The 21,311-nt window shown below is 27.7% G+C and carries 23 protein-coding genes and 1 tRNA gene; 14 read left to right on the top strand and 10 right to left on the bottom strand.

Translation table 11 applies throughout. The features are described 5' to 3' along the window. Positions 1–31 precede the first annotated feature (31 nt). Genes V3V28_RS06560 through V3V28_RS06540 form a run of 5 tightly spaced genes read right to left on the bottom strand, consistent with a single transcriptional unit; the run spans position 32 to position 5,108 of the window. Positions 32–985 (bottom strand): AAA family ATPase, encoded by a 954-nt coding sequence (locus tag V3V28_RS06560; protein ID WP_331364218.1) that lies wholly within the window; start codon positions 983–985, stop codon positions 32–34. Then, positions 985–2,367, bottom strand: coding sequence for a peptidylprolyl isomerase (locus tag V3V28_RS06555; protein WP_331364217.1), 1,383 nt, complete (start codon positions 2,365–2,367; stop codon positions 985–987). Before V3V28_RS06555 ends, V3V28_RS06560 begins: the two co-directional genes overlap by 1 nt. Further along, the gene (locus tag V3V28_RS06550; protein ID WP_331364216.1) at positions 2,333–3,178 is read right to left on the bottom strand and encodes a hypothetical protein; all 846 of its coding nucleotides are present in this window, start codon (positions 3,176–3,178) and stop codon (positions 2,333–2,335) included. Before V3V28_RS06550 ends, V3V28_RS06555 begins: the two co-directional genes overlap by 35 nt. Further along, positions 3,178–4,815 (bottom strand): peptidylprolyl isomerase, encoded by a 1,638-nt coding sequence (locus V3V28_RS06545; RefSeq protein ID WP_331364215.1) that lies wholly within the window; start codon positions 4,813–4,815, stop codon positions 3,178–3,180. Before V3V28_RS06545 ends, V3V28_RS06550 begins: the two co-directional genes overlap by 1 nt. Positions 4,816–4,826: 11 nt before the next feature. After that, on the bottom strand, positions 4,827–5,108 hold the full coding sequence (locus V3V28_RS06540) for a DUF493 family protein (RefSeq protein ID WP_331364214.1): 282 nt from the start codon (positions 5,106–5,108) through the stop codon (positions 4,827–4,829). A 166-nt stretch (positions 5,109–5,274) separates the two neighbouring features. Here V3V28_RS06540 and V3V28_RS06535 point away from each other — a divergent pair, with 166 nt between their 5' ends. From V3V28_RS06535 to V3V28_RS06515, 5 genes are all read left to right on the top strand, one after another. Next, positions 5,275–5,817 carry an ATP-binding protein gene (locus tag V3V28_RS06535; protein WP_331364213.1) on the top strand — a complete coding sequence of 181 codons (543 nt, stop codon included), beginning with the start codon at positions 5,275–5,277 and terminating at the stop codon, positions 5,815–5,817. Continuing rightward, positions 5,814–7,706 (top strand): RecQ family ATP-dependent DNA helicase, encoded by a 1,893-nt coding sequence (locus V3V28_RS06530; RefSeq protein ID WP_331364212.1) that lies wholly within the window; start codon positions 5,814–5,816, stop codon positions 7,704–7,706. Before V3V28_RS06535 ends, V3V28_RS06530 begins: the two co-directional genes overlap by 4 nt. Before the next feature lie 2 nt (positions 7,707–7,708). Continuing rightward, positions 7,709–8,653, top strand: coding sequence for a methionyl-tRNA formyltransferase (gene fmt, locus V3V28_RS06525; protein WP_331364211.1), 945 nt, complete (start codon positions 7,709–7,711; stop codon positions 8,651–8,653). 188 nt (positions 8,654–8,841) lie between these two features. Next, positions 8,842–9,114: an HU family DNA-binding protein gene (locus V3V28_RS06520; RefSeq protein WP_331364210.1), complete on the top strand. Its 273-nt coding sequence runs from the start codon at positions 8,842–8,844 to the stop codon at positions 9,112–9,114. 92 nt (positions 9,115–9,206) lie between these two features. After that, positions 9,207–9,761, top strand: coding sequence for a YqgE/AlgH family protein (locus tag V3V28_RS06515; protein WP_442957523.1), 555 nt, complete (start codon positions 9,207–9,209; stop codon positions 9,759–9,761). Here V3V28_RS06515 and V3V28_RS06510 read toward each other — a convergent pair. Further along, entirely contained in the window at positions 9,758–10,591 is an 834-nt protein-coding gene (locus V3V28_RS06510) for an aminotransferase class IV (RefSeq protein ID WP_331364208.1), read from the bottom strand. The genes V3V28_RS06515 and V3V28_RS06510 overlap by 4 nt on opposite strands. A 103-nt stretch (positions 10,592–10,694) precedes the next feature. Continuing rightward, positions 10,695–11,078, bottom strand: a complete 384-nt coding sequence (locus V3V28_RS06505) for an START-like domain-containing protein (RefSeq protein WP_331364207.1) — start codon at positions 11,076–11,078, stop codon at positions 10,695–10,697. A 108-nt stretch (positions 11,079–11,186) separates the two neighbouring features. Here V3V28_RS06505 and V3V28_RS06500 point away from each other — a divergent pair. The 9 genes from V3V28_RS06500 (at position 11,187) to V3V28_RS06460 (ending at position 17,703) form a co-directional block, all read left to right on the top strand. Then, positions 11,187–11,260: transfer RNA gene (locus V3V28_RS06500), tRNA-Met, on the top strand. A 52-nt stretch (positions 11,261–11,312) separates the two neighbouring features. Continuing rightward, on the top strand, positions 11,313–12,668 hold the full coding sequence (locus V3V28_RS06495; RefSeq protein WP_331364206.1) for a tyrosine-type recombinase/integrase: 1,356 nt from the start codon (positions 11,313–11,315) through the stop codon (positions 12,666–12,668). Next, positions 12,668–13,045 (top strand): hypothetical protein, encoded by a 378-nt coding sequence (locus V3V28_RS06490; RefSeq protein ID WP_331364205.1) that lies wholly within the window; start codon positions 12,668–12,670, stop codon positions 13,043–13,045. Before V3V28_RS06495 ends, V3V28_RS06490 begins: the two co-directional genes overlap by 1 nt. Before the next feature lie 55 nt (positions 13,046–13,100). After that, positions 13,101–13,631 carry a hypothetical protein gene (locus V3V28_RS06485; RefSeq protein ID WP_331364204.1) on the top strand — a complete coding sequence of 177 codons (531 nt, stop codon included), beginning with the start codon at positions 13,101–13,103 and terminating at the stop codon, positions 13,629–13,631. A 207-nt stretch (positions 13,632–13,838) separates the two neighbouring features. Then, positions 13,839–14,048, top strand: a complete 210-nt coding sequence (locus V3V28_RS06480; protein ID WP_331364203.1) for a ribbon-helix-helix domain-containing protein — start codon at positions 13,839–13,841, stop codon at positions 14,046–14,048. Positions 14,049–14,059: 11 nt separating this feature from the next. Further along, positions 14,060–15,094 (top strand): AAA family ATPase, encoded by a 1,035-nt coding sequence (locus V3V28_RS06475; protein WP_331364202.1) that lies wholly within the window; start codon positions 14,060–14,062, stop codon positions 15,092–15,094. A 1-nt stretch (position 15,095) separates the two neighbouring features. Then, complete coding sequence (locus V3V28_RS06470; protein ID WP_331364201.1) at positions 15,096–15,293, top strand: hypothetical protein; 198 nt, start codon at positions 15,096–15,098, stop codon at positions 15,291–15,293. A gap of 56 nt (positions 15,294–15,349) precedes the next feature. Beyond that, the gene (locus V3V28_RS06465; protein WP_331364200.1) at positions 15,350–16,210 is read left to right on the top strand and encodes a DUF6371 domain-containing protein; all 861 of its coding nucleotides are present in this window, start codon (positions 15,350–15,352) and stop codon (positions 16,208–16,210) included. Positions 16,211–16,425: 215 nt separating this feature from the next. Then, positions 16,426–17,703 carry a hypothetical protein gene (locus V3V28_RS06460; RefSeq protein WP_331364199.1) on the top strand — a complete coding sequence of 426 codons (1,278 nt, stop codon included), beginning with the start codon at positions 16,426–16,428 and terminating at the stop codon, positions 17,701–17,703. Positions 17,704–17,957: 254 nt separating this feature from the next. Here the strand turns inward: V3V28_RS06460 and V3V28_RS06455 are convergent, their stop codons facing one another. The 3 genes from V3V28_RS06455 to V3V28_RS06445 form a co-directional block, all read right to left on the bottom strand. Further along, positions 17,958–18,953, bottom strand: a complete 996-nt coding sequence (locus V3V28_RS06455) for a hypothetical protein (RefSeq protein WP_331364198.1) — start codon at positions 18,951–18,953, stop codon at positions 17,958–17,960. Then, positions 18,953–19,969 carry an RHS repeat-associated core domain-containing protein gene (locus V3V28_RS06450; RefSeq protein WP_331364197.1) on the bottom strand — a complete coding sequence of 339 codons (1,017 nt, stop codon included), beginning with the start codon at positions 19,967–19,969 and terminating at the stop codon, positions 18,953–18,955. Before V3V28_RS06450 ends, V3V28_RS06455 begins: the two co-directional genes overlap by 1 nt. Positions 19,970–20,086: 117 nt before the next feature. Then, positions 20,087–21,265 carry a Fic family protein gene (locus V3V28_RS06445; protein ID WP_331364196.1) on the bottom strand — a complete coding sequence of 393 codons (1,179 nt, stop codon included), beginning with the start codon at positions 21,263–21,265 and terminating at the stop codon, positions 20,087–20,089. Positions 21,266–21,311 lie beyond the last annotated feature (46 nt).

The following is a 21,311-nucleotide window of genomic DNA, read 5'->3' as shown; positions in this document are numbered from 1 at the left end:
TTAGTATTTCTACAGAAAAAATAAACGAATATTATAACAAAGAAGTAATAATATTAGAAATAGAAACTCCTTCTGCTTCTGCTTTATAGTTCTTTACAATCCTATGAGATAAAATAGGAATTGCAACCGCTTTTACATCCTCAATATCTGGTGAGAATTTTCCATGAACAGCAGCATGTGCTTTTGCCGCTAAAATTAAATTTTGTGAAGCTCTTGGTCCTGCTCCCCAATCTAAATAACTTTTTACTAACTCTGTAGCTTCTGGAGATTTTGGTCTTGTTTTACCGACTAATCTAACGGCATATTCTATAACATTATCTGCTACAGGAATTTTACGTATTAGTTTTTGAACTTCAACAATTTCTTCAGCAGAAAATAAAGAATTAATAGTATTATTAATATTTCCTGTAGTATTTTTTACAACTGCTACTTCCTCTTCAAAAGAAGGATATTCTAAATTAATAGAAAACATAAATCTATCTAACTGCGCTTCAGGCAAAGGATATGTTCCTTCTTGTTCTATAGGGTTTTGTGTAGCTAATACAAAAAACGGCAAGTCTAATTTATAATGATTTCCAGAAACGGTAACCGAACGTTCTTGCATAGCTTCTAATAAAGCTGCTTGTGTTTTTGGTGGAGTTCTATTTATTTCATCTGCTAAAATAATATTAGAGAAAATAGGTCCTTTTATGAATTTAAATTGTCTGTTTTCATCTAAAATTTCACTTCCTAAAATATCTGAAGGCATTAAATCTGGCGTAAATTGAATTCTCTTAAAATCAAGTCCTAAAGCATCAGAAACTGTATTTACTAATAATGTTTTTGCCAAACCAGGAACACCAATTAAAAGTGAATGTCCTCCACAAAAAACAGATAACAACGTAAAGTTAACAGCTTCTTGTTGGCCAATAATTATTTTACCAATTTCAGTTTTTAGTAAATTATATTTATTTACTAATTCTTCAACAGCTTTAACGTCAGACATTATTTGTTCGCTTTCTTTTTCCAGTTTCTTTTAAAAGTACACTTACTACGATCTGCACCTAATTTTATATAAGTATCAACTATTTTTTCTTTTGCCCATTTCTCAACAGTTTCTTCCTTTTTTTTCTGAAGTGCTAATTGTTGAATTTTTACATAATCTTCAACTAAATCTGCAGTATGAGTATCAGTTCTATCTCTCATTAAGATAAACTTAAACATTTTATCTCCACCTCTATTTTCATCATAAAAAACATCAGTATACTCACCTTTTTTAAGATCACTTACTCTCGCATAAAATGCAGGATCCATCCTTGTTAAATCAAATTTAGATTCACCTGTTGATGGGTTTATAATTAAACCTCCATTGTTTTTTGTATCATCATCTTGAGAATGTTTTTTTACTGCTTCTTCAAAAGTTATTTTACCGTCTTTAATATCTTGAATCAGCTTTTCTGCTTTTTCTTTAATTACTTTCAGTTTACTATCTGGAATTTCTGGCTGCATTAAAATATGAGAAGCAATTCTAGTATTTCCTTTCACTTCATGCAATTGCATTAAATGGTAACCAAAAGTAGATTTAAAAGGTTTAGAAACCTGCCCAACATCTAATGTAAATGCCATCTCTTTAAATTCCTTTATAAAGTTAGATTCTTTTGTTACTGTATATCTTCCTCCATTTTGAGTTACACCAGGATCTGCAGAATTTATAATAGCTTTCATTTTAAAATTTGCGCCAGCTTCTAATTCTTTCTTTATTTCGTTTAATTTAGCTAATATTCTATCATTTTCTTCTTTAGAAGGTTCAGCATTTATGACAATTTGCGCTAATTCAATTTCTGCAGGAAAATCTGGTAATTCTCCATTTTCTTTTAATCCGTTGTAATACAAACGAACTTCTTCTGGAGTAACATCAACTTTTTCTGTAATTTTTTGCTGCTCTTTTTCTATTAAAATATTTTCTTTTTGAACTGAAGAAAGCTCTTTCTTTAAATCATCTAAGTCATTAAAACCATATGCTTTAATTACTTTATCTACAGAACCATATTGTTGTGTAAAGAATTGGATACTTTTATCTACTCTATTTGAAATTTCAGAATCAGTAATTGTTACACTATCAATAATTGCATGATGTGCTAACAATTTTTGCTGCATAAGTTCTTCTAACATTTCACAGTCTGTAATAGTTACTTTCCCTTCACTTCTTAACTCAATTTCTTGCTTAAATTTGGCTATATCAGAATCTAAAACAATGTTTTTTCCTACAACTACGGCTACTCCATCTATTTTTACTTTCTGTGCGATGGTCTGTAAACTCATCAACCCAAAAAATGCAGCAATTAAAGAAAATTTAGTATGTTTTAAAATTATTGTTTTGTGTGGCATCTTTTACTATTATTTTTTCTATTTCTCTTATTAATTCTATTTTACGCTTGTGTAAAATCATTTGTTTTATAGTTGATTTAATATAGCTTAAAGGTGCTATAGAATTTCTTTGTAAAACATCATTTACAGCCACCAAATATAAACCTAATGAATCTTGTTTTTGAATGAATTTTGATTTTTTTAACAATTTTTCCTTCGAAAAAGGCAGTTTTAACAAAACGTTATCTAATTGCGTCCAAATTGAGTCGTTAAATTGATGGAACTTAAAACTTAATTCTTGTTTTTCTAGTTCTTCTAAATCTTCAATATTATTAGATTTAAAAAGTTCTGCAAGTTCCTTTTGATTATTTACATTATTATTAAAGTGAAGATATTTTACTTTCACCAATTCCTCATTCAACTTAAAATTTTCTTTATTGATTGTGTAATAGGCTTCTATTTCTTCTTCAGAAATTATAGTATCTAACTGTTGTTTTATTAATTGTTCTTTATAATTATTAATTAATAGACTTTCTTTATAGTCTTTTACTAAACTGTTAATTTGGTTTATAGCTTCAATAGAGCCGTTTTTTTGAGCTTTATTAAGTAATAATTGCTTTACAGCCCAATCTTTAATATAACTGTTTACTAAAACAAGACTGTCTTGTGCACTTAAGTTGCCTGGAAAAACACCTTCTAAATCTTTTTTAAACAGTTTTTCTGTATTTACAATCGCTATAATTTCTGATGTATTAACTTCTTTTTCTTGAAGATTAAAAAAATTACAGGATGTAAAAAGAATGGTAAAAAGTAAAACTTTTAAAATTCTCATTATTTAGTTTGGTAATGCTTAATTAGTTTTTTTAACTGTCTTTTTTCAATTTTAATTTTACTTTTTCTTCTTAAGTCTGCAATCCATTCTTTTTCTAAAAAGTTCTGATAATCATTCATTACCTCGCCTTTTATAGTATTTAATTTTTTAGAAGTGTATTTTTTACTATTCTTAGTAAAGTATTCTCTTAATCCTATAGAGTCATTAGAAGATTTATTCCATATTTTTTGCTGCATTAACTCAAACAATAATAAACCATCTTCATACTCTTTTAAAGTGTGTGCATATTCTGGTTCTGTATAAATTAAGTTTTCTTTATAATAGCTTAAGATTTCATTTTCTTTAAAAGTCTCAAACAAAACAAAAACAGGCAAGTGTCTTCTATTTCTTATAAATTTAATAAAAACTTCTTGTGTAATATTTTTGTTATTAATACTTAAAATTGTGTTCTGTAAAGAATCTTTAGGAATGGCTCTTAAGTTTTTAATATTCAATATTTTTTTAGCTTCTTCATGCTCTGTAATAGTATAATCGGCTGTTAATTTTTTTATAACCGCTTTTTCAGACAACTGCATTCTAGAGCTTTTCTTTACTTTTTGAGTAAGTTTACTCTTCATTTCTTCAAATGATTTTACAGAATGTTTTTTTAACAACTTTACAATATGCCAACCAAAACGAGTTTTAAAAGGTTTAGAATAAGTATTCTCTTCTGTTAACCCAAAAACAACGTCATCAAAAGACTTCACCATTCTTCCACTTCCAAAAACACCTAGATTACCTCCTTTATTTTTAGAACCAGGATCTCCAGAATACTCTTTTGCTAACGTTTTAAAAGATTCTTTTTTTTCTAGTTTACTATAAACTTCATCAATTTTAGTTTTTCCAACAGAAGTTGTATCTAAAATTAAAATATGTGCTGCTTCAATTTCTCCTTTAGAGGCTCTAATATCATCAACTTTTAAAATATGGTAACCAAATTGGCTTTTAAACGGCATAGAAATTTCACCAACTTTAGTATTGTAAGCTGCTGTTTCAAAAGGGTACACCATTCTAAAAGCATTAAAATAACCTAAATTCCCTTTATTTCCTTTTCTACCAGACTTTAGATCTCCTTTTGCCGATTTATCTTCAGAAACTTCTACTGCAACTGCTTCAAAATCTCCTTCTTTTAAAATTCTATTTCTAATTTCTAAAATTTTATTATAAGCTAACAATGTATCTTTAGGTACAGCACCTCTTGGCATTCTTATTAAAATATGCTTCGCTTTTACTTCGTTAATGGTTCTAAAGTATGCGTCTTTTACTAACTGATCTAAAAAAGTAGTGTCTTTTAAATAAGGAGCAGACAATTGATTTCTATACGTTGCCATTTCTCTTTTATAAGAAACCATTGTATCTAACTTAATGTCGTACGCTTGTTTTACTTTTAATTTGTAGTTAATAAAAAGTTCTAAATTTTTAGTAACATCTTTTGCTTCAACATCATCTATTGCGTCTAAATTCTTTTCATAGACTCTTTTAAATTCTGAAACAGTTGTTGTTTTTCCATTAATTGTAACTATCGTTTTTTCTTTCTTTTGAGAAAAAACAGTTACAGATAAACATAAAACAATAATAAGTAAAATTGATTTTTTCATAAAATGATTAATTATAATGATATGATTCCTTTAATTCCTGCTGCTTTTTTATAATATGATATTACTTCTTGAGAGTTTTCTACTTTTAAAACTATAGAAACGCTAATATATTTTCCTGCTTTCGATTTTTTTGTTTGAATAACAGCTCCACTATTATTAAATAAGTCTTCTACTTCAGTAACTTGATTTGCATCTGTTGGCACAATAAATTTATACATATAATCTGCCGGAAACGCAGTTGTATCATCTAATTGTACTTTTAGTTTTGTATAAAATTCATTTTTATCACTCATAATATTGTATTCCTTTTTGTCATTTAATCAAAAAGTGTTCCATTAGGCGCTCCTTTAAGGTTTCATTATTAAATAGTGATTCCTGTTTAGAAAGGAATCAAAAATAATCGAACACAAAATTACATTAAAAATTAGTTTTATAAAGGGAATCATTTATTTTTGTGAAATGCAACAAAAAATTGTTTTAATTGGAGGTCCAGGAACTGGTAAGACTTCCGTTTTAAATGAACTTATAAAAAGAAATTATTTCTGTAAACCAGAAGTTTCTAGAGAAGTAATTTTAAAAGCGAAAGAAAAAGGGATTGACCAACTTTTTTTAACTGAACCTTTATTGTTTAGTGAAATGCTTATAGAAGGCCGAGAAGAACAATTTACTTCAGCTGACCAAAGTCTTGAAGAACTTGTTTTTTTTGATAGAGGAATTCCAGATGTTCACGCGTACATGAATTATTTTAACACAGATTATCCATCAACATTTATAGAGAAAAGTAAATTCTATAAGTATGACGTAATTTTTCATTTTGCACCTTGGAGAGACATCCATACAACAGATAACGAACGGTATGAAACTTTTGAACAATCTCAAACTATAGATAATTATTTATTAGAAGCCTATACAGAAGTAGGATACAAAATTATTAATGTCCCTTTTGGTTCTGTTGAAGAACGTACTAATTTTGTAATTCATTCGCTTTCTTGCGATTTATGATTTTACCAGAAGAAATATTAAAAAAATATTGGGGATTTTCTACTTTTAGAAATCCGCAACAAGAAATAATTACAACTGTTTTAGCACAAAAAGATGTAATTGCCTTGTTACCTACTGGTGGTGGTAAATCTATTTGCTTTCAAATTCCTTCATTGGCAAAAGAAGGTACTTGTTTGGTGATTTCTCCACTAATTGCATTAATGCAAGACCAAGTAGAAAACTTAAAAAACTTGGGTATAAAAGCAACAACAATTCCTTCTGGGATAAAACAAGATGAAATTATTACCCTTTTTGATAATATTAAATTCGGAAAAACTAAATTCTTATACATTTCTCCAGAAAGATTGCAATCTATTTTAATTCAACAAAAACTAAAAGAATTAAACATTAATTTAATTGCTATAGATGAAGCGCATTGTATTTCTGAATGGGGACACGACTTTAGACCTTCTTACAGAAACATAAAAATTTTAAGAGAACTAATACCAAATGCAAATTTTATTGCACTTACAGCAACTGCAAATAAAAAAGTATTAAATGATATTGAAGAAAATCTAGAACTAAAGAACCCTATAATTTTTAAAAAATCTTTTTCAAGAGAAAATTTAGCGTATCAAATATTTACTATTGAAGACAAGTTACAGCGATTATTACAAATCTTTACAAAGACAAAAACATCTGCAATTGTTTATGTAAACTCAAGAAAAAACACTGTTGAAATTGCCAATTACTTAAATGCAAATAATTTTAAAAGCAGTTATTATCATGCTGGTTTAACAGTTCTAGAAAAGCAAACTTCTTTTGATAATTGGGTGTCTGAAAAAACTCCAATAATTGTTGCTACAAATGCTTTTGGAATGGGAATTGACAAACCAAACGTTGGTATTGTAGTTCATTACAACTTGCCTTCTAGCATAGAAAATTATGTGCAAGAAACAGGAAGAGCAGGTAGAAATGGTAAAAAATCTTTTGCTGCTTTATTGCAAAATGAAAACGATATTTTATTATTTAAAGAACGTACAGAAAAATCGTTGCCAACACTTGCAGATATTAAAGAGATACATAGAAAGTTATATCAATTTTTTAGAATTTCAAACGGAGAAATTCTTGAAGAATCTTTTAACTTCAACTTATTAGAGTTCAGTAAAAAGTATAATTTTTCTACTTTTAAAGTTGATGCAACTCTTAAAATATTATCGAATAACGGCGTACTAGAAATTAGTAATAATTACAATCAAAAATCAACACTACAATTTATAACGGCGCACCAAAACGTGCTTAATTACCTTCATAAAAATAGACTTTTTAAAAACTTTACAAATGCACTTTTAAGAACTTATGGCGGGCTTTTTGAGCAAGAAATAAAAATAAATGAGTTTTTAATCGCAAAAAAAGCGGGAATAACATCTAATCAGGTAATTACTAATTTAGAAAAACTCCATAAAGATGAGTTAATTCTTTACAATCCTGTAAAAACCGATGCTGAAATTACTTTTTTAGTACCAAGAGAAGATGATAAAACAATCAATCGGTTTTCTAAAGAAATTGTTCAGTTTGTAAATCAAAAAAAGAAAAAGGCAGCAGATTTTATTAATTTTGTAAAGAACAATGAACTTTGTAGAAGTATACAGGTTTTAGAATATTTTGATGAAAAAACGACTTCTAAATGTGGTATTTGCGATGTGTGCCTTTCGGAAAAAATAGTTACTAAAAAAGATATTTCTTCAGAGATATTATCACTTTTAATGAATGACAAAAAATTAACTTCACAAGAAATTAGTGCTAATTTAGAAACTAATGAACAAGACATTTTAATACATTTGCGACATTTATTATCAGAAAACAAGTTATTGATTAACCATCAAAATAAATTCCAACTAAAAAAATAATTATGAGAGATTTACGTATCGTTTTTATGGGAACTCCAGATTTTGCTGTAACCATTTTAAAACATTTAGTAGAAAACAATTACAAAGTAGTTGGTGTAATTACTGCAACAGATAAACCTGCAGGAAGAGGAAGGAAACTGAATAAATCTGCTGTTAAGAAATATGCTTTATCGCAAGACTTAAAAATATTGCAACCAAAAAATTTAAAAAACCCAGATTTTGTAAAAGAATTAGAAGTTTTAAAAGCCAATTTACAAATTGTAGTTGCTTTTAGAATGTTACCAAAAGTTGTTTGGCAAATGCCCAAATATGGCACCTTTAACTTACACGCGTCCTTATTACCAGAATATAGAGGAGCAGCACCTATACATTGGTCTATTATTAACGGAGAAACAAAAACAGGCACAACAACTTTTTTTATTGATGATAAAATTGATACTGGAGAAATTATTTTACAGGAAGAGACTGAAATTTTAGATACTGAAACCGTTGGTAGTTTACACGATAAGTTAATGTATTCTGGAGCCAAATTAGTAGCTAAAACGGTAGACTTAATTAAAGAAGGAAATGTAATTACTACAAAACAACCTGAATTAGAAGAAAAGTCTGCCCCAAAATTAAATCCAGATAATTGTAAAATTGACTGGTTAGATTCTTTAGACAATATATATAATAAAATTCGTGGTTTAAACCCTTTTCCAACCGCTTGGACTATTATTAAAAATGATGATGATGAAATTTCTACTAAAATTTATGCTGTAGAAAAACAATTAGAAGAACATTCATATAAAGCTGGAAAAATTGTTGCAACCAAAAAAGAGTTAAAAGTTGCCGTAGCAAAAGGATTTATAATTATTCACGAAATTAAACTTTCTGGAAAGAAAAAAATGGACGCGAAAAGCTTGTTAAATGGCTTTGCTTTTTCTTCGGAAGCAAAAATGTTGTAACCCCTTTATTGGTAAGGTTTTTACTGTTTCTAGACATTTTAACATTCCTTTATTAACAATTTGTATACTTTTATTAACAAAAAGGCACTTTTTTACCCTACTTATTTGCGTGAGCCCTTAATCCGTCTATATTTGTTAAGCTTAAAAGCAAATAATATAATATTCAATTAATTTAAAATCTATTTATTATGAACAAGTCAGATTTAATCGATGCAATAGCTGCTGATGCAGGAATTTCTAAAGTAGCAGCGAAAGCAGCATTAGAATCTTTTACAGGAAATGTAACTTCTGCATTAAAAGGTGGAGATAAAGTTGCATTAGTTGGTTTTGGAACTTTTTCAGTTTCTAACAGAGCTGCAAGAACAGGAAGAAACCCACAAACTGGTAAAACTATCCAAATTGCTGCTAAAAACGTAGCAAAATTTAAAGCGGGAGCTGGTTTAAGCGATGCTGTAAACTAAAAACTTCACGTTTTTATATTAAAACTCTCTTTTTTAAAGAGAGTTTTTTTTTATCAATATTTTTCTTATATTTAAAGAACCTATAACTATATATTCATTTGAACATAAACAAAGGAAAATTATTAATAGCAGAACCTTCTATCTTAAGTGATAGTTCTTTTAATAGAGCTATTGTTTTATTAACAGAACATACAGAAAATAGTTCTGTTGGGTTTATACTTAATAGACCTCTAAATTATTCTCTGAAGGACTTAATACCAGATATCGATTGTTCATTTCCAATATACCAAGGTGGTCCAGTAGAACAAGATAATTTATATTTTGTTCATAAAATACCCGAATTAATCCCTGAAAGTATAGAAGTTTCTAATGGTATTTTTTGGGGCGGTAATTTTAGTTCTCTTAAAGACTTATTAAACAATAAACTTATAGAAACATCAGACATTCGTTTTTTCTTGGGCTATTCTGGTTGGAGTAAAAATCAGTTAAAAGATGAAATGAACCAGAATTCTTGGTTTATTGCAGAAAACGATTTTGAAAATATTTTTTCTATAGAAGAAGAAGATCTTTGGAAAAACAAATTACTTCAAAAAGGTGGTAACTACAAACTTTGGGCAAATGCACCAAGTGATTTCAACCTAAATTAGATTCCTGCAATTTGCAAAACTCTTAAATTGTTTGCAAGCTTCTCTCCTATTTCTGTTTTAAAAGATTTCTTTTTATAATTTGTAATTGGCTGAATACCAATAATAGCATTGGTCATAAAAACTTCGTCTGCTTTCTGAATTTCAAAAGGAGAAATTATAGTTTCTTCTAAAGTAAAATCTTTATTTTTAGAAATAATTTCCAACACCTTCATTCTAACAATTCCTTTAATACAACCTTCGGTTAAAGCAGGTGTTTTAATTACATTGTCTTTTATGATAAAGATATTTCCATTAGTAACCTCTACAACACCTTTTCTTTCATTTAAAAGAATACAATTGTCTAAATCATTTTCATCAGCAAAAATACTTGCCAATGTATTTACCATTCTGTTGTTGGTTTTTATAGTTGATAAAAGGCCAGAGAAATTATAAAAATCTTTATACAAGTCTATATTATACGTAGTTTTAATTTGATAAGAACTTTCTTTTACATCAATTAGATAATCTATCTTATTTGTTTTAGGTGTATACAAACCTCCATCTTTTCTGTAGATATTTAACCTTACTCTAAAAGAATTACCTTCATCTTGAACAGCTACCGTTTTTAAAATCTCTTTTTCCAAAAATTCTAATGTAAATTCCATCGGAATTTTCATACGTAACATTCTCATAGAAGCCATTAACCTAAAGTAATGATCTTCCCAAAAGATGACTTTTTTATTGACAACTTTTACAGTTTCAAAAATTGAGTCTCCATATTTAAAACCTCTATTTTCTGAAGATAATTTTACATTTTCTAAAAATAACAATTCGCCATTAAAATTAATCATATCTATAATTTAGAAAAACAAAACTACTATAATTTGATAGATTTTAAGCATAAAAAAACTCAACAATTATTGTTGAGTTTTATATAGTTTAATGAAGTTTTTACTAAGCTCCAATAGTATGCTTTAATTCTTCAATTTGGTTTTCCCATAATTGTTTAGACTCTTCAACCTCATCTTCATCTTCAGCAAAATCTGTAATTATTAAAGAAACATCTTTAGTAAGCGCATCTACTTGAATAAGAATTTCAAAATAACTGTCGTCATCTTCGCTTTCTAACCACTTAAAACGAATTCTTTCTCCATTTTTTTTAGTGATTAACTCTGCTTTTTCTTCAACTCCTTCCCACACAAAACTAAATATTTTACCTCTAGAATTCACTTTATCAGCAAACCATTCTTGTAAATTTGAGGGAGAAGAAATGTACTGATACAACATATTTGGTGATGCATGTACAGGTATTTCTAATTCGTATTTAACTTTATCCATTGTTGTTTTCTTAAGGTAGCAATATAGGTATTAATTCTATTTAAAAAAAATTAAAAACCCTTGTTGCTAATCTATAAAAAGTAATTATATTTGCACCCGCAAACCAATGGCGAGGTAGCTCAGTTGGTTAGAGCGCAGGATTCATAACCCTGAGGTCACGGGTTCAAATCCCGTTCTCGCTACAAGCTTAAAAGTAATTAAATCAACGAATTGTGTCTCACAATTCGTTTTTTTATGTCTTCTATTTTCTTACTTTTACAACGAGTACACGAAAAGGTACACGATTCAGCTATGGAATTGAATTATTCTGAACCCAAAATCTTCACTGGTGGAGTAGATATTAATGCTTGGTCAAAGCTCTCTGTAAGAGATAAAAAAGAGGCGCTTTCAAAAAAATGGTATGTATATTATTCATATAGAAATCCAAAAACTGGTAAATTAAAAAGACAGGTAAATATTAAAGCGGGTGCTAACTTTTATAAGGATAAAAAAAGTCGCTATCATATATTATCAAAATTAAGGGAGAGTTTAGAATATGTTTTATCGAAAGGTTTCAATCCTTATGAAGATAATAGTTCATTAGCAGATTTTATTGAACAACTTCTTTCAAGTGATGAAAAAGAAATTAAAAAAACAAAAACTATTATTGACAAGCCTTTTCTTATTGAAAAAATTGAAACTAACGTTACCATTTACCCAATAGAAAAAGCATTTCATTTAGCGATTCAAATAAAATCTAAATTACAAGCTGAAAACTCTCACGCTAATTTTAAAAGTAGAATTAAGAGATTTCTTAAATGGTTAAAAGAAGAAAATATTAAATTAGAAAATGATATTTCAATCATTACTAAAAAACTTGTAATACAATATTTAAATAGTGTATTACAAACTTCTAGTTCTCGAAATAGAAATAACACACGAACAGATTTAAGTTCCTTATTTCAAACTTTGGAGGATAATGAAGTAATACAAGATAACTTTATTAAAAAGATAAATGTCTTGAAAGCAAGACCCGAAAGAAACAAAACATATACACCAACTCAAGAAAAAGAAATTTTCAAATACCTAAAAGAGCATCATGCAATTTTGTATCTCTTTGTACAGTTTTTTTCATACAATTTTTTGAGACCTGTTGAAGTTTGTAGATTAAGAATAAAGGATATTGACCTAAAGGATAAAAAAATATATGTTAGAGCTAAAAATAAGGCAGTGAAAATTAAAATAGTCCCAGATATTTTAATCGACCAATTACCAGATATTTCCAGCTTAAATAAAGAAGATTTTCTTTTTACTCCAAATAAAATTGGAGGTGAATGGAAAACGAAAGAAAATAATAAAAGAGAGTTTTTTACAAAGCAATTCAAAAAAGTAAAAGATCATTTTGGTTTAGATAAAAATTATGGCTTGTACAGTTTTAGACATACTTTTATAACAAAATTGTATAAAGAAATGGCAAAGACTGCAAATCCTTTAGAAGTAAAAAGTAAATTACAATTAATTACAGGGCATGCAACAATAGAAGCATTAGAATTATATTTAAGAGATATTGATGCTGTTTTACCCGAAGATTATTCAAAACTATTAAAATAATGAAGCATAAATATTTTGGAATATTAACAGAGGAAATGCATAATACATTGAGTGATGAAGAAATGTTGAATTTCTTGAATAAAAATCACTTAATTGAATCATATATACCGCCAACATTCATAGAAGAAAGAAAAACAGATGAAAAAAATGGTTTCGAGAGGGTTATAAGGTTTTACCAAAAAGATAAAACAAATAGATTCTCAAGTCATCTAATTAAGGAAGTTTATTCATTTCTGAAATTATTTATGAGCAGTTCTATTGAAATAAATTTATTAATGTTTAAGAAAAATTTTGAAATTAATAATTTTGGTATTTCAGAAAAAAAACAGAAAAAATCTGCTTTAAAAATTTTTAAAGAATTTTTTTTCCTTAGTTAAAAAAGAACAAATTGGGTTAGACAGGAATGGGAACGAAGATATTGGAGCAGAAAAAATGTTTAAAGCCTTAAAGAAAATTCAATTTGGTTTGATTGAAAAAATAAAACAAGAAGAAACAATTCTTCATTGTTATTTGTATGGACATACTGATTATTTTAACAGAGAGTTATTAGACACTCATCCTCTTTTATTGGAAATTTATGAGTTTGAAAATAAGCTAAACATTATAATTGAACTTAATAAAAAATTTCAGTTTGAAAAAGATGATTTTTTTACCCCAAAATCCATAGCTCAAAAAATTCATGAAGACTACCCTAAAGATTTTGATTCCTTATTACAACTTCAATTTATAGAGCATCAAATATTGAATAACAAAAAAGTAAATAGAGCTTATATCTTTAGTATTTTCTATTTATTCAAAAAAGAATTAAGCATCAATGCTCCTACTGCAAAATTATTTGGAGAAGTTATTAATTCGTATTTCAATTTTGATTTTGGAGAACTAAAAGATAATAGTTCTACGAATTTAGAACACGATAAAAGAATAGAAAAATTAAAAAAAGATTGGAATAATTTCCTTCAATAGAGACCAATTAATATCATTTCCCTTAATATTATCATTCTCCCCCTTAATTCCCCTTTCTTTCCCTTTTAATTCCCCTTTTCAAAACTTAATTGTATCACGTAATTGCACCTAGTTAAATACTCTTAATCAGGTAGTTACCCTTTGGCTTAAAATCAATCTACTTTTTTAATGATTATTTATTTAATAATTAATTTAAACAAAAGTAGAATGAATACAACAACAATTAATTTTAGGATTGACGAACTGTCAAAAGATGAATTGCAAGAAATTGCAGAAGAAAGAGGTATTAAAGTTTCAAATTTAGTAAGAGAAATAATTACCGCCTTTTTAGAAAATTATAATCCTCATGGACAAGAGGATAATGAAGTCCATAAGATTGTTTTAGAAATCCCTCACAATTATAACCAATTTCAATAAATCTATTTTATATGCTACAAGATAAAATAGATATTATATCGAAAGATTTGGCAAACAATAAAAAACTACTTGAAGATAAAAATACAGAGTATGGTTGTTTGATTGTTAAAAAAGCTAATACTTGGGTTGAAGATGCTAAAAAAAGACCAATACCAAATATGCTGTTTAGTGAATTGTGGTATGAAAAAGAGGTTTGTATACTTTTTGCAGATACAAATCTTGGTAAATCTATATTAGCTGTTCAAATTGGCGACAGTATAAGCAGAGGAGCTCCTATTCCTGGCTTTAAATTAGAGAGTAAACCAAAAAAAGTTTTGTATCTAGATTTCGAGTTATCAGATAAGCAATTCGAAAATAGGTATTCAGAAAATTATCAAAATCATTATCAATTTAGTTCTAACTTTTTAAGAGCAGAAATTAATACAGAACTCAATATTCCAAAAGAATATAAAGGCATTGAAGATTACCTATGTAATACGCTGGATGCAACAATTAAAAACACTAAAACCTCGATTTTAATCGTTGATAACCTTACTTTTTTAAGTAGTGAAAACGAGAAAGCAAAAGACGCTTTAGTTTTAATGAAAACGCTAAAAAAGTTATCAAGAAAAGAAAATTTATCCATACTTGTATTGGCACATACTCCAAAAAGAGATGAATCTAAACCTATCAATAAAAACGATGTAGCAGGAAGTAAAATGCTAATGAATTTTTGCGATAGTTCATTTGCAATTGGTATTAGTTCTGAAGAATCCTCACTTCGATATATCAAACAAATTAAGCAACGTAACACAGAACACTTATATCATTCTGAAAATGTGATTGTATGCAGTATTGAAAAGGAAAAGAATTTTTTAGAATTTCAGTTTGTAGAGTATGGTTCAGAAAAAAAACATCTTAAAAGCTATGGAGCTTCAGATTTAGAAGTAAGAGATGAACAGATGAAGTTTTTAGTTTCTGAAGGAAAATCGAACGTTCATATTGCAGAAATGTTAAGTTTAACTGAAGGAGCTATTAGAAAAAGAAGAAATAAACTAGGTCTATAAAATGTTTGCTTCTGATATACATACTATTGCAAAAGCTCTTTCAAAAGAAGAGTATCTAAAGCTGTATGAAATAATTAGAAGTGATTTAAATCAACCTCCATTAAAGCTAAAAAAGAAAAATAAGTTACCAGATTTTACAATGGTAGATGGTTTGCGTTTTTTATTAAAGAATCACATTACAAAAAAAAATAAAACATAATCGTACCATTCGTACTAAAAAAGAGGTACGAATAGTACGAGTTTTAAATTTACATTATGAATATTACTTATAAATTTAGTTTAGATAAAACAAGTAGAAAATTTACTTGCCCGAACTGCAATAAAAAATCATTTGTGAAATTTATTGACAATGAAACAAAACATTATTTGGACGAAATTAATGGTAGATGTGATAGAGAAAGTAAGTGCGGTTATTTTAAAAAACCTTCAAAAAACTTTAGTATTACAAAGAGTAATCTTTGTATCACAGATATAATACAACCAACGTATCACAAAAGTAATATTGTGATACAATACTGTGATACGTTGCAACAAAGTAACTTTATCACCTATTTATTAAGTATTTTTAGTACAAAAAGTGTAATACAAGCAATAAAAACGTATCAAATTGGTATCACAAACTATTGGAATGGAGCAACTGTATTTTGGCAAATTGACACAAACAATAAAATAAGAGGTGGAAAAATAATGCAATACAATTGTAATACAGGTAAAAGAGTAAAACAACCTTTTAATCATATTAGTTGGATGCATAAACATTTAAAGTTAAACAACTTTGTATTAAAACAATGCTTATTTGGGTTACAAAATGTAAACAATATTACTAAAGATGATATAATTTGCATTGTGGAATCTGAAAAAACAGCAATAATTATGAGTATTGTTTGTCCAAAATTTCTATGGTTAGCAACAGGAAGTAAGTCAGGTTTTAAAAGAGAAATGTTACACTCAATTAAAGATTATAGAATTATTGCTTATCCAGATAAAACTGAATACAAATTATGGTATGAAAAAGTTATCCTTTTAAATAAAGAAGGTTTTACCATTCAATGTAGTTCTTTGTTGGAAAATTTAAATCTTGAAGATGGTTGTGATTTGTTTGATTTTTTATTTTAATAAATAGTTTATTAACACAACCCTAAACTTTGATTTTCTAATTTTTAATAATAATCAACAATTTATATTAAATTAGAATTAAAAAGTAGCAACTTCAATCATAAAACTTAAAATATATGATAATAATTACCTACTTTTCAATAGTTTTATTTTTTCTAGTCTGAAGTATATAATCAATTATTTTCTATTTTAGCTTTCGAAAAAGCTATGAGAAAATGTACAAAAGAAATTACCATCCATTAATTCCTTTGTTTTATATCAAAGGAATATTGAATGAAAATCAATTGGATAAAATACCAAAAAGAACACTACAACATTGGAATAAAAACAAAGACAAACAGTATGATTTTGAGAGTTTAGTTTTTCCTTTTGTAAATGAGTTAGGAGATATTCAAAAAATATACGAGCGAAAACAACTTAAAAAAACAATGAAGTTTATACTTCATTTAAGCGATGGATATCAGAAAGTGTTAAGTGAGATTCATAATTCTAAAAAAATTGTGAAACAAAACACTAGTTTTATTATTGGTTCTATCAATCAGATTATTACCACTTCTGGTATAACTATAAAACGTGCTTGCAAATTTTATGGTGTTTCTTCTGATTGGTATTATCGAGAAAAAAGAAAGGTAAACTGTTCTTTAAATATTTTTAAAACTTGTTTTAAACTGCACCCAAACCAATTAACATTTAAAGAAACGATTGCTATTGAGAAATTGGTTACGAACCCAGAACATTTCGGAAAAACAAAAACTACGCTGTATTATTTTGCTTTAAGAAATAATTTAGTGTCTTGTGCAAAATCTACTTTTTGTAAGTATGCAAAAGAATTGGGATACCAAAAACCAAAGAAGCCTAAAATACCACCTAGAAAAGGAGTCCGAGCTCATCGCATTTTTGAGTGGTTGCATGTTGATATTACTTTAGTACCAACATTAGAGGATGGAATGCAAAAAGTAGCTTTTGTAAAAGATAATTTTTCCAAAGCCATTTTACATTATGCTTCAGTTTCTGAAAAAGCAGATAGTAAATTTATCACAAAACTATTTGAAGAAGCTTTTTTAAAATTCAACTTGAATGAAGTAAAAGAACCAATTAATATTCTTACAGATGGTGCTTCTGAAAACAAAGGAGCATTTTCTACATGGGTAAATCATTTTAATGCACCTCCTGTTGTTTCTAAAATTACTGCAAGAACTAATGATTTTCCATTATCTAATTCTATGGCGGAAAGTACTCATAGTATTTATAAAACTGAATTTCTAAAAGGACAACTCTCTAGAACCAAAAAAGAACATCTAGGAAATTTAGATGCTTTTGTTGATTATTATAACCATCATAGATTTCCTAATGATCTATTTGGATTGACTCCCATTGAAGTAATTAACGGAAAAATACCCGATAAAAATTTCTTTAAACCGCAAATTGCAGAAGCAAAATTAGATAGAGTTATTAAAAACCAATCTTTTAACGAATGTGCTTTTTTAGGATAAGTATGTTTTGAAAATAATAAAAACGGTATTTTTCATCATCGTTTATTAAAAACAAATTGAAAATCCACTTTCTTTTTTAAATACAATTCGATTTTAAATAAAAAAGACTTCTATTTTTTAATAATAGAAGCCCTAATTTATCATATAATGAAAACGCAAACATTTGCGCCCTTTTGTTGCAGATTCAAATAGATATTGCTCTACAATATTTTATGCTTTAAAAATTTGTTATCAACTAATCTATACCATTACCCCTAATCTGTACCATTACCCTTTCTCTTATATGAAACTATTAAATTTCTGTTATATATTTTGATTTTCAACTTATTCTCTGTTAACGTTAAAGTCTTAAAATAGTTTAATTTCATTTCTTTATCTTTAAAAAAATAATAATTTAATAAAGGGCTATTTTCAAGTTCATATTCTTCCTTTAATATACCACCTACAAACTTTTTAAATTTATTGTTGACAGTAAACTCAATATTCCTATAGTCTAAAGAATTAATAATTGAATCTTCTTTAGAAAAATTAATACTTTTACTTTGTAAAGTATTCATCTGCCTTTGATAAACACTATAATTATTTGATGTGTAATTTTCAGTTGCTTCCCATTTCCCAATCAAACTTTTATTTATTAATTTTGGAATTGTTTTCTGAAAAACATCCTTTCTTACTTTATTACTATTCATATAATCAATAATTAAAAAGGAAACTTTTTCATCTTCGATATTTGTGGGAATAATTATTGAATTATAAACATAAACATAAAATTTATTGAAATATTTTCCCCTATACTCTATTTCGGAAAAATGATTGTTTATTTTATCATCATTAGAGTCAATCAATAAATTAGAAATCTTTCCTTTTTTAAAACTTAAATATTGTGTTGATTCTTCTAAATTCTTGGAAAACCAAGTTAAGTTTTTTGAGTAAAGTTTAGATAACTCTCCATATTTAAATTTTAATAAATGAACATCTTCATTATTTTCAGAAAAATTGAATATAGTTAAAGAATCCTTGCTTATTTTTGAATAAGTATATTTTTCATACTTGTTCTTAAGTATACCATTTTTGTATTTATAGTCTTTAACATAAGATATTGAATCCTCTAAATTATAAATAATTAATTTTTCATCGTTAATTTCATAAATATCAGATGTTTTTAAATTTATATAATATCCTGTAATTTTTTTATGTTTATTACAGTTAATACATGTAAATAAAATCAAAAAAAAAATAATTTTTCTCATTATTTGTTATCTTTAAATTGCTTTATAAATGCAGCTTTTAAATTTTTATAAAAGTTCCAAAACTTAATTTTTCCTTTATTATTTCTCCAGCCAATCCAATTATTTGTAGATCTATTTCCTTTAGTAAATATTATGCCATATGGATTATTGGAATTCACCGTAGATTGCCCCATACCTACAATATCAATACCAGTTGGGTCACCATTTTTATCAAAAGTAGACTTAAAACCCGTTATGCTTCCTGTTCCGAACATATAATTTACTAATATTGACCCTCTATGTCCAAAATCTCCTTTAATAACATTATTATATCCATCAAGTGTAACTGCTCCCCAAAAAGAAGAAATGGGCTTTCTCCCAATCATCTTATCTATGTGTTTTAAATCAACAATTGTTTTAGCAGATAGTTTAGAGTATATAGCACGATTTTCATCATTAGTCAAAGGATAAACTTCAACAAGAGCAGCATTCCACATTTCATTTTGAAGTAATTCATTCATTGCTTGAACAATTCCTTCAAAAATTTTAGTTACATCTTTTGCCGATATAATTGACGTCTCTCCTGTATTAAAATCTAAACCTGAACGCCCTCCATCTTCCGTTGCAGAAAGTAGTCCATCAGCAATTTCAGATACAGATTTGTCACCCTCATTATTATCACTTGACTTATCTCTTTGACTAGGACGAAGATAATTTCCGTATTTATCTTGTGTAGAACGCCCAAATGGGTCTTCATTTTCAGCATCTGCTCCAGAAGGGTCTGCCCAAAAGACAGGATTATTATCAAAAGCAGTATAAGTACTCATAGAATGATGTGTTATTGGGTCAATTCCAGTCCACCTTCCAATTGCAGGGTCATATTGGCGCAAGTCCATTTCCATCAAATTCAATTCTAAAGATTCCTCTAATTCAACACCATTGTAACCAAATTTCTGTGCAGTAGAATTTCCGTTTGATGAAACTACGTTATTATACCCTTTATGTTTCAAGCCAAATGGATAATCATCTAAGGTCATTTTTTTGAGCTTTTAACAATTTTTACAACCTTTTTCTTGGTTTTAATATGGTATTTTCAAAGAACGTTTGCTTTTTATAATAATTTTCAATTCACTATTACTATCCCTTCGTTTTAGTTATAATTCCAAATCTAAATCTCTATTTATTTCCTTACTTTTTAGTCTCTCTAAAGATTCCATTCGTGTTTTTTGTTTTCCAGAGATTAGTTGTTCCCATTCTGTTGTTAATGAATATGTCCTAGATCTTTTTGATTGGTCAACTATTTCTATAAACTGGCTTTCTACCCATTTTTTTACTAAATCTTGTGAACTTCTTAATTTTATTCCCAAATGATTCGCTATTTCATTTGCAGTAACTTCTTTACTTTTTATAAATAAAGAAAATGTTTGACGTTGCTGTGGTCTCAATTCTCTTAATCTCTCTGTTTGATATGGAATTGCCTGTTCTTTATTTAATTCTTTTAATTTCTGTGCTTTTTCTCTAACGCTTCGAAATGAAATTGCCATTCCATTTAAAAAGTAATCTAAAAAAGGAGTTACATCTGCTTCAGCTCGTCCTCCATAATAGTTATGGCTTTTACCAATGGTAAGTGCTTTGTAATAGCCTTGTAAATTCTTAGCATAATATTCTTCTAAAGAATAAATACCTTTCATATCATATCCTGTTCTATGTAAAATGAATGTCGTTAATAAACGTGCTGTCCTTCCATTACCGTCATAATATGGATGAATAGTTGCAAATTGATAATGAGCTAATCCAGCAATAATAGGAGCAGGTAATTCTTGTTCTTTTATGGAATTATTAATCCAATCAATTAAACCTTTCATTAATGGAGAAACATCATGTGCCTCAGGTGGCATATATACAATCCCTCCAGTTGCTCCATCTCTAATTACATTTTGCCCTTCTCGATAAGGTGTTGATTTTTTTGATCCTATAAGCACTAAACTATGAACCGTTTTTACTAGTTTCTCTGTGATCTTTGAACTAGCTTTTAACTCTTGCTCTACATATTCTAATGCTTTAAAATAATTTCTTACTTCACGCTCATCTCGTTCTCGTCCAGGGAAACCTCCTTTTTTGCCTGCTGCTATTTCTTGAACTTCTTTTTGAGTTAATGCGTTTCCTTCTATTTGAGTAGAATAGTGTGTAGACATTAAACGTGCAGTTTCTCTTAATGAAGCTATAAGTGTAGCTGTAACTGGCAATATATTAATTGCTTCTCTGTGACGTTCTACCTCCAATAACTCTTTGGTAAGACTTGGAGATAAAGTATATTTCGGATTAAATTTCATACAACTAATATAACATATATGTATATAAAATACAAATAAACTGTAT

The organism is Polaribacter sp. (assembly GCF_036480315.1).
Taxonomy (GTDB): Bacteria; Bacteroidota; Bacteroidia; order Flavobacteriales; family Flavobacteriaceae; genus Polaribacter.
This window is presented reverse-complemented; position numbering and strand designations above follow the sequence as displayed.

What these genes read in the sequence shown, in the direction of transcription:
- V3V28_RS06560 (WP_331364218.1), bottom strand. Translation starts at nt 985, where the DNA reads ATGTCTGACGTTAAAGCTGTTGAAGAATTAGTAAATAAATATAATTTA.
- V3V28_RS06555 (WP_331364217.1), bottom strand. Translation starts at nt 2,367, where the DNA reads ATGCCACACAAAACAATAATTTTAAAACATACTAAATTTTCTTTAATT.
- V3V28_RS06550 (WP_331364216.1), bottom strand. Translation starts at nt 3,178, where the DNA reads ATGAGAATTTTAAAAGTTTTACTTTTTACCATTCTTTTTACATCCTGT.
- V3V28_RS06545 (WP_331364215.1), bottom strand. Translation starts at nt 4,815, where the DNA reads ATGAAAAAATCAATTTTACTTATTATTGTTTTATGTTTATCTGTAACT.
- V3V28_RS06540 (WP_331364214.1), bottom strand. Translation starts at nt 5,108, where the DNA reads ATGAGTGATAAAAATGAATTTTATACAAAACTAAAAGTACAATTAGAT.
- V3V28_RS06535 (WP_331364213.1), top strand. Translation starts at nt 5,275, where the DNA reads ATGCAACAAAAAATTGTTTTAATTGGAGGTCCAGGAACTGGTAAGACT.
- V3V28_RS06530 (WP_331364212.1), top strand. Translation starts at nt 5,814, where the DNA reads ATGATTTTACCAGAAGAAATATTAAAAAAATATTGGGGATTTTCTACT.
- fmt (WP_331364211.1), top strand. Translation starts at nt 7,709, where the DNA reads ATGAGAGATTTACGTATCGTTTTTATGGGAACTCCAGATTTTGCTGTA.
- V3V28_RS06520 (WP_331364210.1), top strand. Translation starts at nt 8,842, where the DNA reads ATGAACAAGTCAGATTTAATCGATGCAATAGCTGCTGATGCAGGAATT.
- V3V28_RS06510 (WP_331364208.1), bottom strand. Translation starts at nt 10,591, where the DNA reads ATGATTAATTTTAATGGCGAATTGTTATTTTTAGAAAATGTAAAATTA.
- V3V28_RS06505 (WP_331364207.1), bottom strand. Translation starts at nt 11,078, where the DNA reads ATGGATAAAGTTAAATACGAATTAGAAATACCTGTACATGCATCACCA.
- V3V28_RS06495 (WP_331364206.1), top strand. Translation starts at nt 11,313, where the DNA reads ATGTCTTCTATTTTCTTACTTTTACAACGAGTACACGAAAAGGTACAC.
- V3V28_RS06490 (WP_331364205.1), top strand. Translation starts at nt 12,668, where the DNA reads ATGAAGCATAAATATTTTGGAATATTAACAGAGGAAATGCATAATACA.
- V3V28_RS06485 (WP_331364204.1), top strand. Translation starts at nt 13,101, where the DNA reads ATGTTTAAAGCCTTAAAGAAAATTCAATTTGGTTTGATTGAAAAAATA.
- V3V28_RS06480 (WP_331364203.1), top strand. Translation starts at nt 13,839, where the DNA reads ATGAATACAACAACAATTAATTTTAGGATTGACGAACTGTCAAAAGAT.
- V3V28_RS06475 (WP_331364202.1), top strand. Translation starts at nt 14,060, where the DNA reads ATGCTACAAGATAAAATAGATATTATATCGAAAGATTTGGCAAACAAT.
- V3V28_RS06470 (WP_331364201.1), top strand. Translation starts at nt 15,096, where the DNA reads ATGTTTGCTTCTGATATACATACTATTGCAAAAGCTCTTTCAAAAGAA.
- V3V28_RS06465 (WP_331364200.1), top strand. Translation starts at nt 15,350, where the DNA reads ATGAATATTACTTATAAATTTAGTTTAGATAAAACAAGTAGAAAATTT.
- V3V28_RS06460 (WP_331364199.1), top strand. Translation starts at nt 16,426, where the DNA reads ATGTACAAAAGAAATTACCATCCATTAATTCCTTTGTTTTATATCAAA.
- V3V28_RS06455 (WP_331364198.1), bottom strand. Translation starts at nt 18,953, where the DNA reads ATGAGAAAAATTATTTTTTTTTTGATTTTATTTACATGTATTAACTGT.
- V3V28_RS06450 (WP_331364197.1), bottom strand. Translation starts at nt 19,969, where the DNA reads ATGACCTTAGATGATTATCCATTTGGCTTGAAACATAAAGGGTATAAT.
- V3V28_RS06445 (WP_331364196.1), bottom strand. Translation starts at nt 21,265, where the DNA reads ATGAAATTTAATCCGAAATATACTTTATCTCCAAGTCTTACCAAAGAG.